At 71.5% G+C, this 2232-nt stretch carries 4 protein-coding genes; 3 read left to right on the top strand and 1 reads right to left on the bottom strand.

Going from position 1 to position 2232, the window contains the following annotated elements; translation table 11 throughout:
- The 3 genes from BCD49_RS44625 to BCD49_RS46020 all read left to right on the top strand — a co-directional run.
- The coding region (locus BCD49_RS44625) for a hypothetical protein (RefSeq protein WP_206744939.1) at positions 1 to 219 on the top strand (219 nt) is incomplete at its 5' end.
- A gap of 228 nt (positions 220 to 447) precedes the next feature.
- On the top strand, positions 448 to 1212 hold the full coding sequence (locus tag BCD49_RS43830; RefSeq protein WP_007515076.1) for a hypothetical protein: 765 nt from the start codon (positions 448 to 450) through the stop codon (positions 1210 to 1212).
- Positions 1213 to 1329: 117 nt separating this feature from the next.
- Positions 1330 to 1458 carry a hypothetical protein gene (locus tag BCD49_RS46020; RefSeq protein WP_007515075.1) on the top strand — a complete coding sequence of 43 codons (129 nt, stop codon included), beginning with the start codon at positions 1330 to 1332 and terminating at the stop codon, positions 1456 to 1458.
- Positions 1459 to 1709: 251 nt separating this feature from the next.
- Here BCD49_RS46020 and BCD49_RS34775 read toward each other — a convergent pair.
- A partial coding sequence (locus BCD49_RS34775; protein ID WP_071042359.1) for an IS6 family transposase occupies positions 1710 to 2232 on the bottom strand: 523 nt, incomplete at its 5' end.

Below are 2232 nucleotides of genomic sequence, written 5' to 3'. Positions count from 1 at the left end.
CCGACGACGCACTACTCGATCATGCCTGAGCGGATGGCCCGACCGCTGTGCACCGCCAACGCAACAGAGCCGCGGGGACCGCGGGAACGCGCCCCTGTCGGTCTCTACGCGCACGGCGTCGTGGTTGCGAACCTGGACCGGCGCGCCGGCGATCCCCATGAGCACTCCGCCGCGACGCAGGCGGCCGTCGTGCGCGTGCGCCTCGTCGCGGACGGATGAGGCTGTGCTGTCATATCCCGGACGATCGCCGTAACCGATCGTTACGACTTTCGGCATGAGGTCCCTTTCTGGATCTTCGAGCGGTGCCGGGCGACTGCCACTATCCGTTGAAACGACGAACTACTGACCGCTGCGGTGGCACATACTCATCGGCACTCGGCCTCGCCGTCACGCCGGTCTGAAGAACGTCACCGAAGGCGGGTCCGGCACGCTGTAAGCGGAGACCTGATGGACAGTCACAACCCTGGCCGGGACAGTGCCGCCCCGGCCCGTGCCAGCCAGCACCGGTGGCGGCAGGCGCGCCGCAGGCCGACGGCGGTCGGCGTCACCCTCGTTGCCGCTATCGCCGCCGTGATCCTGCTCGGCAGCCGCCTGCCCCCGCCGGGCAGCCCGGATGGCGCGCCGACGCCCGTCCCCCTGGGAACGGCCACTCTCACCCCACGGCCGGCGACCGCGACCTCGACCGACCCGGCCCCGGCGTCGGCGTCGGCGTCGCCGACCGTGCCACCGTCGACAGTGCCACCGAGGACCTCGCCGGTGCCGCACCCGGCGGCCGGGTTGTCGGCCGACCAGGCGCTGCGGGCGCTGCTCAACCCCGTGACCATGACCCGCTGCATCCGGGTCGATCCGGCGGCCAACAGCACCTATCCGGACGCCGCCGTCCGCTGCGCGGCCTCCGACGGCCGGTTCGTGTACGCCTGGCACTTCCCGGACCGATCGGCACTGGACCGCCGCCTTGACCTCCTGACCGTCAACGTGCCCACCCCGGGCTCCTGCGACGCTGGCGCACCGGCCGTCGGCCGGTGGATCCCGCCCCAGGGCGGCCAGGGCGGTGCCCTGCTGTGCTTCTGGGCCAACCGCCAGTTCGTCGTCCTCTGGGCCTACGACGCCGTCCCGGTCGCGGTCAGTGTGCAGGGCTCGAACGCGGTGACCCTGGTCCGCTGGTGGCGGGGCTTCGACCCGCTCACCATGGGAACCTGGCTCAGCGGCTGACCGCTCCCGCCCGACCTCGCCCTGCTGCGCGACATCACCGGCCGCTTCGCGCACGTCTCCCACCTGGCAACCCGCACCCTCAACCTGCAGATCACCGACGAAAGGCCCGACCGCGTCGTGCTGCGAGTCGTCGAGCAGACCGCCGCCTACGACTTCCTCGGCGCCGACGGCACGGTGCTCGCCCACAAGACCGCATCCGCGCCCGCCCGCACCGACGTCACCCTCGTCCGAACCGCCGCCGGCTGACGCATCACCGACCGCGCAACCGCCCTGTGAGCCCGCCCGCCCCACCTATCCAGGTCAGCGACGCCGCGCTCGCCCGGAGAGTGGCGTCCACTCGTCGCAGCTTGTCCTCCCGCGAATGGTTATGATCAGGCCACCGCAGGACGGGCATCTTCGGGGCCTGCGCCCCGACGAACTGCCCGGCGGAGTGTGGCCCGGCGGCTCTGTTGCGTTGGGCCGGCCCGAGGCACGACAGGGTCAGGTTGGCGGCCTGATCAGATGGCCTGCGCGAGCTCGGTGAACGCTGCTGCGAGCCGGAGATGGGGCTCGGCGTCGACGCCGAGTTCGTAGTGGCCGCGGCGAAGATTCTGAACGAAGGCGTGCCCGGAACCGATCACCTGGGTGGAGCGCAGCCGTTTCAGCCCGCGCATCGGCCGCAGCCGGGCCTTCAGCCGGCCGTGATCGGCTTCGATCGTGTTGTTCGCATACCGGGCATCTATGTGGTGGGCGGCCGGAAGCTGCTCGTCGAGGACCCGCGGGTAAGCCGCGGCCCGATCGGTGGTCACCTCGACCGGCCGCCACCCGTGTGCCAGTGCCCGGGTGAAGAACCGGCGCGCCGCCGCCAGATCGCGTCTTTCGGAGGCGAGGACGTCGATGACCTGGCCGAACTGGTCGATCGCCCGGTACACGTACGTCCAGCGCCCGGCGACCTTCACATACGTCTCATCGGTGAACCACCTGTCGCTCGGGCTGTGGCGGCACGGCCGGGCCGCGTCGATCAACAGCGGCGTGAACCGC

The organism is Pseudofrankia sp. EUN1h (assembly GCF_001854645.1).
Classification (GTDB): Bacteria; Actinomycetota; Actinomycetes; order Frankiales; family Frankiaceae; genus Pseudofrankia; species Pseudofrankia saprophytica.
Note: the sequence above shows the minus strand (reverse complement) of the source record. Positions and strands in the feature narration are given on the sequence as shown.

What these genes read in the sequence shown, in the direction of transcription:
- BCD49_RS43830 (WP_007515076.1), top strand. Translation starts at nt 448, where the DNA reads ATGGACAGTCACAACCCTGGCCGGGACAGTGCCGCCCCGGCCCGTGCC.